Source organism: Paenibacillus aceris (genome assembly GCF_017874035.1).
In the GTDB taxonomy this organism is placed as follows: Bacteria; Bacillota; Bacilli; order Paenibacillales; family NBRC-103111; genus Paenibacillus_E; species Paenibacillus_E aceris.
On sequence record NZ_JAGGKV010000003.1, the window covers coordinates 402,207 to 419,676 of the forward strand.

20 protein-coding genes and 1 other annotated feature are annotated in these 17,470 nt (G+C 47.6%); of the genes, 12 read left to right on the forward strand and 8 right to left on the reverse strand.

All coding sequences use genetic code 11. The annotated features are described in order from the left end of the window. The first annotated feature begins 44 nt into the window (after positions 1 to 44). From urtB to gerQ, 6 genes are all read left to right on the forward strand, one after another. A complete protein-coding gene (urtB, locus tag J2Z65_RS08620) occupies positions 45 to 950 on the forward strand; it encodes an urea ABC transporter permease subunit UrtB (protein ID WP_167062321.1) in 906 nt (301 codons plus the stop codon). 21 nt (positions 951 to 971) lie between these two features. Continuing rightward, on the forward strand, positions 972 to 2,048 hold the full coding sequence (gene urtC / locus J2Z65_RS08625; RefSeq protein WP_167062324.1) for an urea ABC transporter permease subunit UrtC: 1,077 nt from the start codon (positions 972 to 974) through the stop codon (positions 2,046 to 2,048). 45 nt (positions 2,049 to 2,093) lie between these two features. Further along, positions 2,094 to 2,885 carry an urea ABC transporter ATP-binding protein UrtD gene (gene urtD, locus J2Z65_RS08630; RefSeq protein WP_167062327.1) on the forward strand — a complete coding sequence of 264 codons (792 nt, stop codon included), beginning with the start codon at positions 2,094 to 2,096 and terminating at the stop codon, positions 2,883 to 2,885. Next, a complete protein-coding gene (gene urtE / locus J2Z65_RS08635) occupies positions 2,878 to 3,573 on the forward strand; it encodes an urea ABC transporter ATP-binding subunit UrtE (protein WP_167062331.1) in 696 nt (231 codons plus the stop codon). The genes urtD and urtE overlap by 8 nt, the downstream gene beginning before the upstream one ends. A gap of 228 nt (positions 3,574 to 3,801) precedes the next feature. Beyond that, entirely contained in the window at positions 3,802 to 4,494 is a 693-nt protein-coding gene (locus J2Z65_RS08640; protein ID WP_167062335.1) for a response regulator transcription factor, read from the forward strand. 139 nt (positions 4,495 to 4,633) lie between these two features. Continuing rightward, positions 4,634 to 5,077, forward strand: coding sequence for a spore coat protein GerQ (gene gerQ / locus J2Z65_RS08645; protein ID WP_240159837.1), 444 nt, complete (start codon positions 4,634 to 4,636; stop codon positions 5,075 to 5,077). A 57-nt stretch (positions 5,078 to 5,134) separates the two neighbouring features. On the opposite strand, the gene J2Z65_RS08650 is transcribed toward gerQ, so the two are convergent. Further along, on the reverse strand, positions 5,135 to 5,428 hold the full coding sequence (locus J2Z65_RS08650) for a hypothetical protein (RefSeq protein ID WP_167062338.1): 294 nt from the start codon (positions 5,426 to 5,428) through the stop codon (positions 5,135 to 5,137). Between the two features lie 86 nt (positions 5,429 to 5,514). Here J2Z65_RS08650 and J2Z65_RS08655 point away from each other — a divergent pair, with 86 nt between their 5' ends. Then, positions 5,515 to 6,498, forward strand: coding sequence for a metal-dependent hydrolase (locus J2Z65_RS08655; RefSeq protein ID WP_167062341.1), 984 nt, complete (start codon positions 5,515 to 5,517; stop codon positions 6,496 to 6,498). 127 nt (positions 6,499 to 6,625) lie between these two features. On the opposite strand, the gene J2Z65_RS08660 is transcribed toward J2Z65_RS08655, so the two are convergent. Beyond that, positions 6,626 to 6,853 (reverse strand): alpha/beta-type small acid-soluble spore protein, encoded by a 228-nt coding sequence (locus J2Z65_RS08660; protein ID WP_127453002.1) that lies wholly within the window; start codon positions 6,851 to 6,853, stop codon positions 6,626 to 6,628. Positions 6,854 to 7,005: 152 nt separating this feature from the next. On the opposite strand from J2Z65_RS08660, the gene J2Z65_RS08665 reads away from it, so the two are divergent. Then, entirely contained in the window at positions 7,006 to 7,188 is a 183-nt protein-coding gene (locus tag J2Z65_RS08665) for a DUF5325 family protein (RefSeq protein WP_167062344.1), read from the forward strand. Positions 7,189 to 7,350: 162 nt separating this feature from the next. On the opposite strand, the gene trpS is transcribed toward J2Z65_RS08665, so the two are convergent. Next, on the reverse strand, positions 7,351 to 8,334 hold the full coding sequence (gene trpS / locus J2Z65_RS08670) for a tryptophan--tRNA ligase (RefSeq protein ID WP_167062346.1): 984 nt from the start codon (positions 8,332 to 8,334) through the stop codon (positions 7,351 to 7,353). 74 nt (positions 8,335 to 8,408) lie between these two features. Then, positions 8,409 to 8,677 (reverse strand) — a binding site (T-box leader). A 127-nt stretch (positions 8,678 to 8,804) separates the two neighbouring features. Between trpS and J2Z65_RS08675 the strand changes: the two genes are divergently transcribed. Then, entirely contained in the window at positions 8,805 to 9,902 is a 1,098-nt protein-coding gene (locus J2Z65_RS08675) for a permease (RefSeq protein ID WP_167062349.1), read from the forward strand. Positions 9,903 to 9,953: 51 nt separating this feature from the next. Here the strand turns inward: J2Z65_RS08675 and ilvD are convergent, their stop codons facing one another. The 3 genes from ilvD to J2Z65_RS08690 form a co-directional block, all read right to left on the reverse strand. Beyond that, entirely contained in the window at positions 9,954 to 11,639 is a 1,686-nt protein-coding gene (gene ilvD / locus J2Z65_RS08680; protein ID WP_167062352.1) for a dihydroxy-acid dehydratase, read from the reverse strand. A gap of 114 nt (positions 11,640 to 11,753) precedes the next feature. Next, positions 11,754 to 12,401: a ribonuclease H gene (rnhA, locus tag J2Z65_RS08685; RefSeq protein ID WP_167062355.1), complete on the reverse strand. Its 648-nt coding sequence runs from the start codon at positions 12,399 to 12,401 to the stop codon at positions 11,754 to 11,756. A gap of 13 nt (positions 12,402 to 12,414) precedes the next feature. Next, positions 12,415 to 12,900: a hypothetical protein gene (locus tag J2Z65_RS08690; RefSeq protein WP_167062358.1), complete on the reverse strand. Its 486-nt coding sequence runs from the start codon at positions 12,898 to 12,900 to the stop codon at positions 12,415 to 12,417. A 156-nt stretch (positions 12,901 to 13,056) separates the two neighbouring features. On the opposite strand from J2Z65_RS08690, the gene J2Z65_RS08695 reads away from it, so the two are divergent. Then, on the forward strand, positions 13,057 to 13,293 hold the full coding sequence (locus tag J2Z65_RS08695; protein ID WP_127453012.1) for an alpha/beta-type small acid-soluble spore protein: 237 nt from the start codon (positions 13,057 to 13,059) through the stop codon (positions 13,291 to 13,293). Between the two features lie 216 nt (positions 13,294 to 13,509). Here J2Z65_RS08695 and J2Z65_RS08700 read toward each other — a convergent pair whose 3' ends face one another. Then, the gene (locus tag J2Z65_RS08700) at positions 13,510 to 14,505 is read right to left on the reverse strand and encodes an ABC transporter substrate-binding protein (protein WP_167062361.1); all 996 of its coding nucleotides are present in this window, start codon (positions 14,503 to 14,505) and stop codon (positions 13,510 to 13,512) included. 180 nt (positions 14,506 to 14,685) lie between these two features. On the opposite strand from J2Z65_RS08700, the gene J2Z65_RS08705 reads away from it, so the two are divergent. After that, on the forward strand, positions 14,686 to 15,708 hold the full coding sequence (locus tag J2Z65_RS08705) for a FecCD family ABC transporter permease (protein ID WP_167062364.1): 1,023 nt from the start codon (positions 14,686 to 14,688) through the stop codon (positions 15,706 to 15,708). Continuing rightward, entirely contained in the window at positions 15,705 to 16,754 is a 1,050-nt protein-coding gene (locus J2Z65_RS08710; RefSeq protein ID WP_167062367.1) for a FecCD family ABC transporter permease, read from the forward strand. The genes J2Z65_RS08705 and J2Z65_RS08710 overlap by 4 nt, the downstream gene beginning before the upstream one ends. 70 nt (positions 16,755 to 16,824) lie before the next feature. Here the strand turns inward: J2Z65_RS08710 and J2Z65_RS08715 are convergent, their stop codons facing one another. Next, entirely contained in the window at positions 16,825 to 17,196 is a 372-nt protein-coding gene (locus J2Z65_RS08715; RefSeq protein ID WP_167062370.1) for an O-methyltransferase, read from the reverse strand. Positions 17,197 to 17,470: the final 274 nt, after the last annotated feature.

Sequence of the window (17,470 nt, forward strand, 5' to 3'; positions counted from 1 at the left end):
ATTTCATTATTTTACTCGGGGTTCACTAGGAGGGAAGCAAAGTTATGAGTCTGCTGCTGCTTCAATTATTCAACGGCCTAAGCCTAAGCTCCATCTTGCTCCTGATCGCCATTGGGCTCGCCATTACGTTCGGTCTTATGAATGTCATGAATATGGCCCACGGCGAGTTTATTATGATCGGAGCGTACATGGCGTATCTGGTCCAGCATTGGTTTCAAAAATTTCTGCCGGCCTCAGCCTTCGGCTGGTACTTTATCGTTTCGCTGGGCGTCGCCTTCGCCGTAGCCTTTCTCATCGGCTGGCTGCTCGAAGTGTGCCTCATCCGATTTATGTACGGCAGACCGTTAGACAGCCTGCTTGCAACCTGGGGTGTCAGCCTAGCCCTGCAGCAGCTTGCCAGATCCATCTTCGGCGCACCCAACGTCGCTGTGAAAGCTCCCGAATGGCTGGAAGGCGGACTCCACCTTACAACTGATCTCATTCTTCCATACAAGCGGCTATTCATTATCGCGCTAGTCGCCCTATGTATCTTCGTCATCTACATGTACTTATACCACTCTGCCGGCGGTAGACGAATGAGGGCTGTCATGCAGAATCGTGAAATGGCTGCCTGCCTCGGTATTTCCACACGCAGAGTTGACGCGCAATCCTTTGCATTCGGCTCCGCGATGGCCGGCATTGCCGGATGTGCTTTAACGCTGGTTGGACCTATTGGGCCAACCATAGGCACTTACTACATCGTTGACGCCTTCATGGTCGTTGTGCTTGGCGGCATCGGGAAGCTCATTGGCACGGTTGCCGGAGCCTTGGGCATTGGCGTGTTCAATACGGCTCTGGAGTATACGACCAGTGCAACGATTGGGAAAGTACTCGTCTTCACACTCATCATCGCTTTCTTGCAATGGAAGCCGATGGGACTCGTGACGATCCGCTCAAGATCCTTAGACTGAAGAAAGGATGTGACCTCTTCCATGCTCTTAGCCGGAAAATCCAAGATGAAACTGATGGTTTATACCGTTTTTCTGGTTGCGCTGGCTCTAGCGCCGTTGTATTTGTCTGATTTCCGTCTTTCGCTTCTCGGCAAGTTTCTCGCCTATGCCATTATTGCCATGGGGATTGACCTCATTTGGGGCTACACCGGCATTTTAAGTCTCGGTCACGGCGTTTATTTTGGACTTGGTGCCTACTGTATGGCGATGCATTTGAAACTCGTCGCGAGTCCCGGGGAGCTGCCTGATTTCATGTCCTGGAGCGGTGTAGAAAGCTTACCCTGGTTCTGGGCTCCTTTTCACTCGGCAGGCGCAGCTTTTCTGCTTGCCCTCATCATACCTATGATTGTCGCTTTCATTTTAGGCTATTTCACATTCCGCAACCGTATTAAGGGGGCTTTTTTCTCCATCCTGTCGCAAGCGCTTGTCATTATTACGGTCACGCTGTTTGTCGGCCAGCAAGGATACACAGGCGGAACAAACGGACTTACCAATTTTGATTCCTTTTTAGGCTTAAACCTGCAAGCACAGTCAACGAAGCTGCTCTTTTTCTATCTCACCTTAGCTGTCGTTCTTGTCGTCCTAGTCCTGTGCACTCTGCTCGTCAGCAGCCGTTTAGGAAATATTCTCACTGCCATTCGCGATGGGGAGAATCGAGTACGCTTCATCGGATACAATCCCGTCACGTACAAAGTATTCATTTACTGTGCTTCCGCAGGATTGGCCGGACTGGCTGGCGTGCTCTTCGTTCTGCAAGAAGGCATCATCTCCCCAGCGCAAATGGGAATTGTGCCTTCGATTGAAATGGTGCTTTGGGTCGCCATCGGCGGTCGCTCCACGATTGGAGGCGCTGTTCTTGGTGCTTTGGTCACCAACGCAGCCAAGACAACATTCAGTGAAGCCTATCCGGCTTGGTGGCCAATCATGCTCGGCGCCATGTTCATCATTGTTGTGCTGCTGCTGCCTAAAGGCATTGTCGGCACCATCACCCATTACACGTCCAATTGGAAAAAACCCGTGCTTCCAAAGCCCATTCCGTCATCGCAAGAAGCCAGCTGACCCTGCAAGACGATTGTTTGATGAACAAAGGAGGAGGAACATCCCATGCTTGGACAATTAGCAGAGCAACAACCTGCAACCGGCGCAAAAATATTAAGCGTAAATGGGCTCGAAGTGAGCTTCGACGGCTTTAAAGCCTTGCGCAATCTGGACTTTTCCCTGGAATACGGGGAGCTTCGGTTTCTCATCGGGCCGAATGGTGCAGGCAAAACAACGCTTCTCGATGTCATTTGCGGCAAAGTGAAGCCTTCGCAAGGTCAAGTCTATTTCAAGAATTCCATTGATCTTACCAAACACCAGGAGCATCAAATCGCACAGCTCGGTATTGGACGCAAGTTCCAAGCCCCCTCTGTTTTTTCAACTTTAACCGTATTTGAAAACCTGGCTTTGTCCATGAAGCAAAAGCGCGGCCTTCTCAGTGCGCTATGGGCCAAAACGACAAGTGAGCAGCGGGATCGGCTGCACCAAAGACTGGCCATGATCGGCCTGCAAAACAAGGCCAAAGAACGGGCCGGCTCCCTTTCTCACGGAGAAAAGCAGTGGCTCGAAATCGGCATGCTGCTCATGCAGGAGCCTGATCTTCTGCTGCTTGACGAACCCGCTGCGGGAATGACCGATAGCGAAACGGAGAAAACAGGCGAGCTTCTCCACGAAATCGCGGCGAACCAAACGATCATCGTGGTCGAACACGATATGGAATTTGTTCGCCAATTTGCCAAGAAGGTCACGGTGCTTCATGAAGGCACCGTCCTTCGCGAAGGTACGATGCACGATATTCAGAATGATGAGAAAGTTGCTGAGGTTTATCTCGGAAGGAGAGTGGAGCGCGGTGCTTAATCTTCAAAACATAGAGGCTGGTTATGGTGAAAGCATGGTTGTTCGCCATGTGAATTTGCTTGTGAAGCCGGGGCAGATCGTTTGTCTTATGGGACGAAACGGGGTAGGAAAATCTACGCTCATGAAAAGCATTATGGGGCTCATTAAGCCGAGATCCGGCTCTATTCAATACAACGAACGGGACATCACGGCTCTTCCTCCGGATCAGCGAGCCAAAGCCGGCATCGGCTACGTGCCGCAAGGCCGTGAAATTTTCCCTCAGCTGACCGTTGAAGAAAACCTGCTGCTCGGCCTTGAAGCGGCGACAGACGGGAGAAAGAAGCTGCCCGATTCCCTGTTCGAGACTTTCCCGGTGCTGCGCCAAATGCTTCACCGCAAGGGAGGAGATCTAAGCGGGGGGCAGCAGCAGCAATTAGCCATCGCCCGCGCTCTAGCTCCCGGTCCGAAGCTTCTGCTGCTCGATGAGCCTATGGAGGGCATTCAACCATCCATCGTCATGGAGATCGAGGCCATTATCGAATCCATTAAAAGGAGTAGAGAGATAGCCGTCTTACTGGTCGAACAAAGCCTTGAATTCGCAACGAGTATCGCTGATTACTACTATGTCATAGACCGGGGTACGGTCGCCGCCGAAGGTCATGCCGAGCAGCTGAGCGAAGACCAAGTACGAAAGCACTTAACGGTATGATTTTACATGCTTATGCTCACTCTACAATAGGAAGCTGGATCACTTGACCTAAACATTAGGCATCAAGTACCATCCAGCTTCCTTTTTTTCTTGGCATGACAACTAATTTTATTACTTAAAAACTGGACGGCACAAAATGGATAATGATAACATGTTAGATATAGGATCGAATGTTGCGTCCGGCATATCGAGCACCGAGCCTTTTGAAGGAAAAGGAGGGGAACGTTTATGTCTAAAGTTTTAATTATTGAAGATGATTTAAGTATTGGTGAAATGATGTCCATTTATTTGTACGAAGAAGGTTATCAAGTCATGCGGGCGGAGAACGGTCGTCAGGGAGAGACCCTATTCCGAGATTTCAATCCTGATGTAATCGTTCTTGATCTCATGCTGCCCGATGTTGACGGGATCCAGCTTTGCACATACTTCCGAACCTCATCTACCATCCCTATTCTGATGGTTTCAGCAAAGAGTGAAGTGTCCGACCGAATCAAGGGGCTGCAGACAGGGGCGGATGACTACTTATGCAAGCCTTTTTCCATGAGAGAACTTGCGGCAAGGGTACAAGCTTTATTGCGGCGTTCAACTGCCTTTACGCACGTGGCGGCAGCGGCGGCGGAAGCCTCAACCAATCAAATCGTCCACTTGGATCTTGAGAAGCGTTGTCTTTTTGTACATAACAAATTGATTGAGACCACTTTCTCCGAATTCGAGATTATGAAGCTATTATGGCAAAATCAAGGCCGCGTATACAGCCGCGAAGAGCTTTTGAACCGGGTCCGTGGTTTCGATTCCTATGTAACTGAGCGAGCTATTGATGTACATATTGCAAACCTGCGCAAGAAAATAGAAACCGATCCCAAAGAGCCGAAATATATTAAAACGGTTTGGGGTGTCGGTTATAAGTTTTTACTGAATTAAGCTCCTTTTCGGAGCTTTTTTATTTTGTGAAAAGGAAGGGGAAATCAGTCACCAAATAGGCAGATGCACAATATGATGAGGTGTATGCTTCACAAGAAGAAAGCTTCCACAAGGAAAGCTCCAAGGAGGATTTACAGTTATGTTGAATAACCCTTACAAAATTGGCAACCAAGCGCAAATGATGCCATCATTCGGAGGCACTCCCTACCCGGCCTATCCCGTTCCGACAGCAGTCACGAACAAAATGGTTCCCATGCAGCCTAGCGGCTCCACACTGCCACCTACAGGGACCGGTTTACAAACTGGCGTAAACGTGCCGGGCCTTCCGATGGAAGAATCTTATATCGAAAATATTCTTCGTCTGAACCTTGGCAAAATGGCTACCATCTATATGACATACGAAAATAACTCGGAATGGAACGCCAAAATTTTCAAAGGCAAACTGGAAGCAGCAGGACGCGACCATATCATCATCAGCGATCCAGCTACAGGCATGCGCTTCTTACTACTTATGGTAAACTTGGACTACATTACATTCGACGAGGAATTAAATTACTACTATCCCTACTCGGGCAGAAGATAAGACAGATGCTCCGGCTTGAAAACCGCTGACCCCATCCGGACAGCGGTTTTTCTTTCGTTAAACAATCGGTGAGAAATGCCACATATGCAATTTGCGCAAACCTCCTTCAATCCACTCCTCCCACGTCCCTTGATCGCCCCCTGCCTGTCCGCCTCTATTCACTCGTTCTTCCTTCATTGCGGTATACTCCTCATAAGTCACTTCATTCCACACTTCTACAAAAAGTCCAGGCTGATCCGTTCCTTGGAGCAGCTCCAAACGCCCTTCCCGCCTTTGCCATTCCTGCATATAGATGAGATAGGAGTCCCGAAAATCGGGTTTTATGGCATACTCTACAAAAACTTTAGACATTTTTAGATCTCCCTCTGATTTATTTTTTGCTCCAAAATGGTAAACTAATAAGAAGACGGAAAATGACCTTAGGAGGAGAAACCCACTTGGACACAGGTACACATCTTGTTATTGGCTTAGGGTTAGCAGGACTGTCGCAGATTGATCCCAGCGTTTCCGCAGATTCAGCGGCTACCACTGCTGTCTTCATCGGAACCGTCATCGGTTCACAGATTCCGGATGTGGACGGGCTGCTTCGCTTTAAAGGCAATGCCACGTACATTCGCAATCATCGCGGCCGCTCCCACTCTTTGCCTGCCTTACTCATTTGGACGCTGTTGATAACTGGAGCACTGGCTCTTTTCTTTCATGGAATCCCGCTGCTGCATCTAGGAATGTGGGTGGGGATCGCCGTTTGTTTTCACGTATTCTCGGATTGTTTTAACACATACGGTACACAAGCCATTCGGCCTTTTTCGGAAAAATGGGTGTCGTGGAACATTATCCACATCTTTGATCCCTTTATCTTTTCGAGCCACATCGCTGCCATCTTCATGTGGTCCTTCCACGTGGCAAGTCCAAAGCTTGTTTTTCCATCCTTATATGGTATCATCGCCTTGTACTACATTTGGCGAACACTTGACCATTACATCGTAGAAAAAGGACTTTATCGAAAAGATCCGACCTTTCAGCACGGCGATCAATACACGCTTATTGTAACATTCAATCTCTATGTCTGGAATGTTGTCAAACGAAGAGCCGACGGCACCTTCCAACTGGGAGAACTCAAGAATTCAAAACTAAAATGGTTAGATACAGTTAGATGCGAGGACCATCCGGCCGTCGAGGCATCCAAAAAGAATGAAGATATTCAAGCTTTGCTCTACTTCTCTTCCTTCACCTGCGCTGAAGTCAAAGAACACCGCTGGGGTTACGAGGTTAGATGGGCCGATGTGCGTTATCGCCACCGTAAGCAATATCCATTCGTAGGTGTTATACACATGGATCATAATTACAAAACACTCGATTCTTACGTGGGCTGGGTCAATGATACCAGACTAGAAAAGAAACTTCGGGTAGATCTTTATTAAAAAAGAGACGCGTGCAATATCGCGTCTTTTCAAATATTTGTTTTCACGAAAAAAGCCCAGAGGTTTTTTAGGCCTCTGGGCTTTATATTGCAACAATCGGGAAAAGCTATTAACGGGTCAACCGCTTTTAGCTGCGGAAGCCGGATTGACCAGCCAACGTTTGCTCAGCGATTTGCACCAGACGACGAGTAATGTTACCCCCGATTGAACCAGCATCGCGAGTAGCCATATAACCCATGTAACCATCTTGAGGAATTTGGATGCCCAGTTCTTGAGCTACCTCATACTTCAATTGATTTAAAGCTGCTGTAGCTTGTGGAACTGCCAGTGTGTTGCTGTTACGAGATTGTGCCATAAGGATCAGACTCCTTTCAGTCAGCTATGATCTTTGATGTATTTGCAAGCTTGCAAACATAGTATGTGGAGGAAATGAATTTATATGCACAGCGATTAAAAAAGTTTAAAATAAGAAGACAATGTTCAAACTTCTAGAAAGTAGGTCACATTATGAGTAAACCGCTCGCACTTCTATTCGCTGTTGTCGGCACACTGCTGCTGGCTACCATCTCCTTATTTATCGCTCTGCGGCAGCCTTGGATGATCCTCGTTTGTTCGATCATCGCTTTAGGCTTTATCGGATATGGCTTTGCCGTGAAGGCAAAAATTCGCAAAAAAAATTCACGGCCGTAACCTGCAACGGCTCAAGGATAAAACGACTTCGTCGTCCTTTAAGGACGGGTGCGCTTGTCAAGGTAGATGCGAAGCAAAAGTAAAAAACTTATACTTTCATATCTACGAACAAAAAAAGAGCTCAAACAGCATAGCCGCTGTTCGAGCTCTTTTCGCTTTCTTTTAGATGACCACGAAGCCCATCCGTTTCTTCACTTCAAGCAGCGTTTGGTCAGCCACCTCAGCGGCTTCTTTCGCGCCTTTTCTCAAAATATCAAAAATTTCTCCTGACTTGCGAATCTCTTGATACCGCTGTTGAATCGGTTCAAGAACCGCTACGATCTGCTCCGCCAGATCCTTTTTGAAAGGACCATAGCCCTGCCCGTCATATTTGGCCTCAATCTCAACTACGCTCATCTCAGCAAAGTGCGAGTAGATGGAAATCAGATTGCTGACTTCCGGTTTATTCTGAGGATCATACTTCACTTCACGGCCAGAATCTGTGACAGCACGACTAAGCTTCTTACGGATGACAGCCGGGTCATCCAACATAGCGATGTAACTGCCCGCATTCGGGCTGCTTTTACTCATCTTCTTAGAGGCATCATCCAGAGACATGATTCTCGCGCCAATCTCAGGCATATACGGCTGTGGCATTACGAACATGTCGCCAAAACGGTTGTTAAACCGATTCGCCAAGTCGCGCGTAAGCTCTAAGTGCTGCTTCTGATCATCCCCAACAGGGATCAAATCGGCATTGTACAGAAGAATGTCCGCCGCCATCAGAGATGGATACGTAAAGAGACCGGCACCTACGGATTCTTTGCCTTCCGACTTATCTTTAAACTGCGTCATGCGCTCCAGCTCGCCCATGTGCGTCAGCGTCGTCATAATCCAGCCAAGCTCCGCGTGTGCGTGAACATGGGATTGCAGGAAGATAGAAGCCTTATTCGGGTCAAGTCCTGCGGCAATATAAAGCGCAGCGATCGATTCCGTTTGTTCTTTAAGCGCTGCCGGATCCTGCGGAACCGTGATGGCGTGCATATCCACTACCATGAAATAACAGCGGTGCAAATGCTGCAGCTTGACATAGTTACGAAGAGCGCCAATATAATTACCAATCGTCAGCTGACCGCTGGATTGCATGCCTGATAATACTCGTTTCATTGTGAAAGTCCCTCCGATTTCATAGTGAGTTCGCTTGTGTATAGGTAAAAAAGACAACAAAAAGGCCTCTCCCCGCAAGGGACGAGAGACCGTGGTACCACCCTAATTTGTCCATGCATACAGCATTGTCACACAGACCTTCAGGCTCTTGTAACGGAGAGCAGCCGTTTGGCATACTTGACAGTTAGCGGATATTCTTCCGGCCTAGGTTCCGGCAATCCCCATACTGTGTTCAGCCTCAAGCTCAAGGATCCATTCGGTTTGATCGTTTCACCGGTTCGCACCAACCACCGGCTCTCTGAGAAACGGAGACAAACGTACTTGTTCCTGTCATCGCTTATTGATTTTATATTATTATACACCTTCACTTTCCATTGTCAACCAAGGTCTTTGTCCTATCTTGCCCTGCATGGACATAGGATAGGTAACATACAATCCTTCTTATCAATGGACAAAGGGGTGTCAACGAATTGTCATCAACATTGTACCGGTGGAGCCTTCCGATCTCCACGGTGATTTGCGCATTTCTCTTCATCCTCATTGTAACAACGAGAGAGCTTCCTCCGGCGGGGCTGATCCTGACAGATACCAAGCTCGTGTTTGCCGCCTTTATGGACATTTTTCTCGACGCCCTCCCCTTTATGTTCATGGGTGTCATTCTCTCCACTGTCGTTGAAAATTTCATTCCCGAAGCTTTCATTCGGCGTATGACACCAAAGCATCCGGTTGGAGGCATCTTGTTCGCCTGTGTGCTGGGGATCATGTTCCCGCTCTGCGAATGCGGCATGATTCCTTTCGTTCGCCGGCTTATGCGCAAAGGCATGCCCGTGTACATCGCCGTCATTTTCATTCTCGTCGGACCGATTCTGAATCCGATCGTCTTCGCCTCGACCTTCATGGCCTTCCGCAGCGAGCCGGAAATGGCTTATTCGCGTATGGGACTTACCTTTGGCGTCGCGCTTATCGTCGGACTACTGTTGACCCGCTTTCTAAAGAGCAGCCCATTGCGTCACACCACTGGAGGGCACGCGATAGAACACGTCCACACCCACGACCATCATCATCACGAGCATGAACAACAGGGCCACACTCATCATCATGACAACCACAATCATGACCACGACCATGCTCATTCGCACGGTCACAATCACGCCCACGGTGACGGCCGGTTGGCAACGATGCTCAGTCACGGCACATCCGAACTGTTCGAAATGAGCAAATACTTAATGCTTGGCGCATTCTTAACCGCTTTAATCCAAACCTTCGTCGCCCAAGACAGCCTTTCTGCTATCGGCCAAGGTGCGGTCCTCTCTCATGTCTTTATGATGGGTTTTGCCTACTTGCTCTCTCTCTGCTCTACAACGGATGCTTTCGTGGCCGCTTCTTTCGCCAAGACGTTCTCTCCAGGCTCCCTGCTGGCTTTCCTTGTTTTCGGCCCGATGATCGATGTTAAAAGCACGCTGATGCTGTTGTCCATCTTCAAAGCCCGTTTCGTGCTTACGCTCTCCATCGTTGTAGCTGTAACGGTATTGACAGGTTCATTGCTCATTATGCATTTCTTTTTTTGATTATAAAAAACGGCCAGAGCTGCACGCTCTGGCCGTTAAACATGTTAACAATTAGATTTTCAAAATAGCTCCGGCACTTGCATTCGTCACCATTTTGGTGTAACGCGCCAAATATCCGGTTTGGATTTTCGGTTCAAAGCCTGTCCAGTTCTCGCGGCGCTTCGCAAACTCTTCATCGCTGATTTGCAATTCGATTTTGCGGCCATCCATATCCACATCGATAATGTCGCCATCTTGTACGAAAGCAAGAGGTCCGCCCTCTGCCGCTTCCGGAGACATATGGCCGATCGAGATGCCGCGGGATGCGCCTGAGAAACGTCCGTCTGTAATCAAGGCTACTTTCGCGCCCAGACCCATACCAACGATTTGGGACGTTGGAGCCAGCATTTCCGGCATACCAGGTCCGCCTTTAGGCCCTTCGTAGCGGATAACGACAACATGGCCTTCTTTTACTTTGCCATTGGCAATGCCGTATAGCGCCTCATCTTGGGAGTTAAAGCAGATCGCAGGACCGACGTGACGTCCACCTACGGATTTATCTACAGCTCCGACCTTAACGATACTACCTTCAGGAGCAAGGTTACCGAACAGAACAGCAAGTCCGCCTCTTTCGCTGTGCGGGTTGCTTAGCGGACGAATCACGTCCGTGTTTTGAATTTCGCGGCCTGCTACGTTTTCGCGAATCGTTTGAGCAGTAACGGAAAGACGTTCGCCATCGAAAGCGCCCGGCTTTTTCAGAAGCTCATTAATAATTGCGCTGACACCGCCAGCTAGATGCACATCTTCAATGTGATAATCGGAAGCCGGAGCGATTTTGGCAAGGTGAGGAACACGCTCTGCCACTTCGTTAATACGAGCGATCGGGTAATCGATGCCTGCTTCAGCAGCGATAGCCAATGTGTGAAGCACTGTATTTGTGGAACCGCCCATCGCCATATCTAGTGCAAACGCATTGTCAATTGCTTCAATGGTCACGATATCACGAGGCTTGATGTCTTTCTCGATCAAAGTCATCAGCTGCTTCGCGCAATCTTTCACGAATTGCTTACGCTCTTCGGCAACAGCCAGGATCGTACCGTTACCCGGCATAGCAAGACCAAGACCTTCTGCCAAACAGTTCATGGAGTTTGCTGTGAACATACCGGAACAGGATCCGCAAGTCGGACAACCGTATTGTTCAAGCTCTTCCAGACCAGCTTCGTCCAATTTACCTGCTTGAAAAGCACCTACGCCTTCGAAAACGGAGGATAGGGAAATGGATTTACCGTTTTTATCTTTACCGGCTTTCATCGGGCCACCGCTAACCAACATCGTAGGGATGTTGACGCGAAGAGCACCCATGATCATGCCCGGTGTGATTTTATCACAGTTAGGAATACAGATCATGCCATCGAACCAGTGTGCGTTTACGACCGTTTCCAGGGAATCGGCAATAATTTCACGGCTCGGCAAGGAGTAGCGCATACCGATGTGTCCCATCGCGATACCATCATCAACACCGATCGTGTTGAACTCGAATGGAACGCCGCCCGCTTCGCGAATCGCTTCTTTCACGATCTTACCGAATTCCTGCAAATGAACATGCCCGGGAATAATGTCTATATAAGAGTTACAAACCGCAATAAACGGCTTGCCGAAATCTTCCTCTTTAACGCCGGCTGCACGCAGCAAGCTGCGGTGAGGAGCGCGGTCGAATCCTTTTTTAATCATGTCGCTACGCTGTTTTGGATGAGCCATTCTCTATTCCTCCTAAATTACATACATTAATTAAAAATAATGAATCTATCATATCATACTTTTCGTCAAATTTCTCCCTTTAGTGTACTAACGCGTCAATGTAAAAGCAAGAGCTTATTTTCTGCCAAAATCGGCCTTGATTTCGCCCCACTTTTTGGTATCCCATTTCACGATTTTATTCGTGTAACTGTTGGTCCGCAGCCATTTCAACGCCCGATCTACAAGCGTCCAAATTTCCTCCGTCGAGGCGTCGCGGACTAAATTGGTCGAAACTTCCTTTTTCCGAATCCAGCTTAAAGCCGTAACGGAATCGGTATAGATGGTTTTGGTGCTGCCCTGCTTTTGCAAATACGCCAATCCGTGCACAATCGCTAAAAACTCTCCCAAGTTATTCGTGCCCTTCGAAATAGGACCTTGGTAAAATAGAATCTCACCTGTACGCGTATCAACGCCTTTGTACTCCACAATACCTGGATTCCCGGAGCATCCAACATCGACGGATAGACTATCATAGTCCACTTCCGGAGCGGTTTCAGGAGTAGCTGATTTGCCCCCGGAAGCAGAAGCAGATGCCGTTTTTCCTCCGAAATTCAGCGACTTCTGCCAGCCCTTTTCCAACGCCTGACGAGCTTCCGATTCCGATTCATATGATTTAAATCTGGCTTGCGGGTACCCTTTCGTCTGCGCCTGACAATCTGCCCACGATCGATAGATCCCAGGCTTATGTCCTACCCAAACGACATAATATTTCACTGCTGCCATCCTATTCACTCCGTCATTGTTGATGTAATTGATGTACGAGCCCTTCAACCACTTTCACCGTATCAGCAAAATAAGGCTTATAATCCAACCCATTGATAAATGCCAAATAGGTTTCGCCGATCTCTAAGACCTGCTTCCTATAGTGATCGGCAGGTATGTTGTGAGTCTCGAGCTCGCGGTATGTGCCATTCGTGCGCTCTTCAACGGATATAAGCTGCACTTGTTCCTCCGGCAAATGATGAACGACAAACGAAAATCCTCTACACTCCGGATCTCCGCAGCCGCATACAAAGAAAGGCATCTGCTCCCACTGGTCCGGCGGTGCAAAACGATTCGGTGCCGTGTCATGCAGCGCACTGTACAAGAGCGCAGGGAGCCCTACATCGATGCATAGCGGCTCTTCGATAAGGATGCTATCTTCGACCGCCATGCGGACATCCGCCTGTATAATTTGTAAATCCTTATCCAGAGACCATCCTTTTACAGATAGTTCAAACATGATTTCCGCCTCCGTTCTCCGTTGCTTTTCCTATTATAACAAAGACTGTCCAATCCTGCTTTCAGCTTTATATTTACTTGGACAAAATTTCCAGTATAAAGCATGAGTATATTTTACAAAAGAGATAATACTACCTACTACTGGAGGTGATATCAGATGGCAGGACAATCTCGCAGCAGCAACTCTTTAGTTGTTCCACAAGCTACAGCAGCTTTGGATCAAATGAAATACGAAGTTGCTCAAGAACTAGGTATCCAGATTCCTCAAGACGGCTACTACGGCTACATGACGTCTCGTGATACAGGCTCCATTGGGGGCAGCATCACACGTCGCCTTGTTCAAATTGCTGAACAACAACTAGCTGGCGGCAGCGCTAACAGATTTAGCAGATAACAGTCTCTCCTATACTTAAACGAGAAAGGGCTTTCCTTCAAGTAGCTAGGCTACAGAAAAGGAAGCCCTCTTTTTTGCGTCAATACAAGGATAAACGACTTCTTCATCCTTTTAGGACGAGCGCGTTTGTCAAGGTAGATGCGAAGCAAAGTATAAACCTTATACTTCTTATCTACAGAAAAAAAGACTGCTCGCAATAAGCAGTCCTCTCCTTTATTAAGGCTTTACATCGTAGATCTTGTACAAATCATCCAACATGATATTCGCCGCTTTCACACCGCCGGCTGTGTTCCATGTCGCATCATTGACTTTCACTAACTTATTGTCCTTCACGACTTTGAGGTTTTTCCAGAGCGGATCATTCATCCATTCCTGCTCTTGCTTCGTACCTTTACCGTCACCAGTCTCATATGTGAAGTAGAACACACGATCTGCCGCATCAAGCTCAGTCAGACGCTCCTTGGTAATGTCTTCGAACGACTTCTCATCGCTTTTCGCATCCGAACGACCAAAACCGATTTGTTTAAAGATAACGCCAGTGAACATATTGCCGTAGTAGTAACGCGTTTTACCGCCCATGAAACGAACAACAGCGACTTTCTCTTTCAGCTTATCGCCCGCTTTGCTTTTGAAATCGTCAATTCGTTTATCGAAGTCCGCGATAATTTTATCGCCTTCTGCTTTCTTATTCAAAGCTTCTGCATATAATGCGAAGTTACTTTTCCACTCACCGCGCAATGTCTCCGAATAGACCGTTGGAGCAATCGCTTTTAGTTGGTCGTACACTTTCTCATGACGCATTTTGTTACCGATAATTAAATCGGGCTTCAGAGATGCGATTAACTCAAGGTTTGGCTGTGACTCTCCACCAACGGTTGTAACACCTTGCATATCTGCTTTAATATGGTCAAACCATGGATTCCCATAGTAAGATTCGACAGCGCCAACTGGTTTAATGCCTAAAGCTAAAAGGGCTTCTGTCCCTTCATTCGTCAAAATAACAACGCGTTGCGGATGAGCAGGTACAGCGGTTTCCCCCATTGCATGCTTAATTGTACGAGGACCTTCCGACGTTGCTGTCTCTTTCGGTGCTGCGGATGTTGAAGGCTGTGCGCTGGGCTTTTCCCCACAAGCTGTTAAAACAATAGATACTACAAACAGAATGGCAACAAGAGTCCAAGCTCTTCTTAGTTGTTTACTTTTTCCAAACATCTTACTGCGTTCCCTCCACACGGTCAATTGATGATAACGATTATCATTATCTTAAACATATGGTACTTGGTTTTAATCATTCTGTCAATTGAAATTGATAATGATTCTCAAAATCGTTGACTTCAACTGCTGTTCTCATTAAAATATATGAAGCAGCTAATAAGGAAGCAGGCATTTATCATGGATCATTCAATCAAAAAAGGTCAATCTCAATTGTTTAGAACTATCGGACTGATTGCAGCTCTCATCGTACTTGCTGGCATGATGGTTTGCAGCGTCAGATTCGGCCTGCATTCCTATTCATGGGCACAGGTCTTGCAGTCTTTCGATTCTGTAGCGAAGCCTTCGAACGAGGCTATCATCATTCAAACCGTACGTATTCCAAGAGCGTTAATTGCCGCACTTGTAGGCGGAAGTTTAGCCATTGCAGGGGCGCTCATGCAGGCAATGACAAGGAACCCGCTCGCATCGCCAAGTATTTTTGGCATTAATTCAGGCGCAGCCTTTGCTATCGTGCTTTCCGTCGGATTTTTCAATGTGTCCAGCCTCTCGCAATTCACTTGGATCGCTTTTCTGGGCGCTGCCGTGAGCTCATCTCTTGTCTATGGACTTGGCTCATTGGGCAAAGACGGCTTAACGCCGATGAAAATTACGTTGGCAGGCTCGGCCATGACGGCCTTCTTCGGATCGCTTACTCAAGGCATCTTGCTTGGAAATGGTAAAGCGTTTGACCAGGTTCTTTATTGGCTTGTCGGATCCGTCGAAGGCAGGACAATGGCTATGCTCCAATCCGTCTATCCTTATATCCTCGTCGCATGGATCGGCGCGTTTCTTCTTTCACCGCACATCAACATCTTGTCTATGGGGGATGATGTAGCGAAAGGGCTTGGACAACGAACCATTTACGTGAAATTCATTACCGCCATCGTTATTGTATTATTAGCCGGAGGCTCCGTCGCCGTTGCAGGTCCGATTGTTTTTGTAGGGATCATCATCCCGCATATCGTGCGATTTCTCGTCGGAATCGATTATCGCTGGGTCATTCCTTACTGCGCCGTTCTCGGCGGCATTTTACTCGTTGGCGCAGACATCATCGCCCGTTTCATCGTCATGCCGAAGGAAGTTCATGTTGGTGTAACGACAGCCATTCTCGGAGTTCCCTTCTTTATTTACATCGCTCGCAAAGGGGGACTGCTGAAATGAGTCATTCCAATCGATATGTCACGCTTCGAAGCAAAAGCTTCTCTTATATGGTCAGCAAGAAATCTGTCCTTGTATCACTGTTATTACTCCTAGCCGTTATTATTGTCATGATTCTAAGCACTGGAATCGGCAGCATTTATATCAAGCCTATTGAGGTCGTGCGAGCCGTATTCGGTTATGGAACTGATCCCAGCACGATGATTGTCAGATCTTTACGTCTGCCTAGGGTGATTGTTGCGGTTTTGATCGGGGCATCGCTGGGCGTTGCCGGCGCCATTCTGCAAGGGATCGTACGCAATCCGCTAACATCGCCGGATACCATCGGCTCAACGGGTGGAGCTACGCTCGGCGCGGTATCATTTTTCTTCTTTTTCTCAGATAAAATTAGCATTCACTGGCTGCCTGTCGCCGCTATTTTAGGAGCATTCGCCGCCACCTTGCTGGTCTACTTCTTCTCATGGAAAAATGGTATTACCCCGCTTCGGCTCGTTCTTATCGGCACAGGCTTCACAGCTGCGATGAGCGCTGTCTCCTATCTGATGATGATTTCAGGCCCGATCATTCTCGCCAATCAGTCATTGACTTTTATGACAGGCAGCATCTACGGCGTTTCATGGCAAAAGGCCGTTTATCCGCTTCTTCCATGGGTCGGACTTCTGATCCCGATTATTTTCTTGTATGCGCGGCATATTAACGTACAGTCGTTAGGCGAAGACATCGCCCGGAATGTGGGAAGCAGCGTACAGCGCCAGCGCTTTCTACTCATTATGTTAAGTGTCGCATTGTCCGGTGCGGCAGTAGCATTCGGAGGAGCCATTAATTTCATTGGTCTCATGGCCCCACATATAGCTCGCAAATTTGTAGGACCCAGCTTCGGCTCGCTAATTCCCGTTTCTGCGTTGACTGGTTCCTTACTCCTACTTCTTGCGGATTTGGCGGGACGTTTCGTGTTCAAGCCACTCGATATTCCGGCAGGCGTTTTCACAGCGGCCATCGGAGCGCCATTGTTCATCTATGTCCTGTATCGCAGCAGAAATCGCGGCTAATACTCCCGATATGCAAACACCCCCGGTCACGTAACATGACTGGGGGTGTTTTTCGCTTCAGGGATGAGTGCTAAATCGTTTTGGCCAAGCTAGCCATATTATAATTGCTTTCAAATGTAATACTTGCCGACAATATACTTTGTCTGACCGTAAAATCAAAGAAAATTTCACCATGTGTCCAGCTTTTCTTACGCTTCAGGGATTCAAGCGCCATTTGGCGAAAAGCTTGAAACTGCAGCTCGGTAAGCCCCTTAACTACAATCTCCGGCAGCACGCCGTCCTTGCTTTCGAACGGGAGGTGCCTCACACCGAATTTACCGATTTCATTGTTGCGAATATGCACAAACACCGTACCTGAACTCACATGGGATAATTCATCCTTAATCCTTCTAAATACCAAATCAATTTGTCTTGCAAGTGACATTTGATCCAAACTCATCATTTTCCCCCTTAAGATATATTTTTTTACTTATTATGTAAATTGTGAGTGTAGACCTATTATATCGATACTTTTTACACATTTCAACAATTTATTTAAATATTCATACAATTTTTATTATTCTTGACATTCCCTTTATATTTAGTACTTTTTTAGTTCGAATGTGAGCGATATTTGTCGAATTGGTGTAGAATGTTTCCGAATTCAATGGTATAATTTTCAAACATAGTCCATTATTCCTGCATACATAACAAATTTCGCGAGGAGTCGGTCAGAT